The organism is Streptomyces aureus, from assembly GCF_001418135.1.
In the GTDB taxonomy this organism is placed as follows: Bacteria; Actinomycetota; Actinomycetes; order Streptomycetales; family Streptomycetaceae; genus Streptomyces; species Streptomyces aureus_A.
In genome coordinates this window covers 218-836 of sequence record NZ_LIPQ01000688.1, presented here as the reverse complement: position 1 = coordinate 836, position 619 = coordinate 218, and the positions used below count along the sequence as shown (strand labels likewise).

Genomic DNA, 619 nt, shown 5'->3' with positions numbered 1-619 from the left:
GCCGGATCTACTTCAGCTACGGACAGAAGCTGGTCTTCAAGGTGGCGACGGGCGGCCTCGTGCAGCCCGCGGTCCAGAACCCGAGCGACCCCAACAGGAACATCCTCTTCAACTGGTCCGAGTACACGCTCAACGACGCGGGCCTCTGGATCAACAGCACCCAGGTCGACATGGTCTCCGCGCCCTACGCCGTCGGNNCTGGCCCCGGGGCACGGCATCGAGGCCGGCGCACTGCCCTCAGGGGTGATGAACGACTACATCAACCGCGTCTGGACCAAGTACTCCTCCTCGACGCTGACCGTGACGCCGTTCGCGAACCAGCCCTCCGTGAAGTACTTCGGCCGGGTCTCCGGAAACGTCATGAACTTCACCAACACGTCCGGGGCCGTCGTCACCTCGTTCCAGAAGCCCGACTCCGACAGCGTCTTCGGCTGCTACAAGCACCTCGACGCCCCCAACGACCAGGTGCGCGGCCCCATCTCCCGTACGCTCTGCGCGGGTTACAACCGCTCCACCCTGCTGACGAACCCGAACCAGCCGGACACGTCCTCGGCGGACTTCTACAAGGACGCGGTGACCAACCACTACTCCCGCAAGATCCATGCCCAGATGGCCGACG

General features: G+C 64.8%; 1 protein-coding gene and 1 pseudogene. Both read left to right on the top strand.

Translation table 11 applies throughout. The features are described 5' to 3' along the window. Positions 1 to 196: pseudogene (locus AOK00_RS41085) on the top strand (beta-1,3-glucanase family protein); the annotation flags it as partial. Between the two features lie 2 nt (positions 197 to 198). After that, a partial coding sequence (locus tag AOK00_RS41080) for a beta-1,3-glucanase family protein (protein ID WP_254047637.1) occupies positions 199 to 619 on the top strand: 421 nt, incomplete at both ends.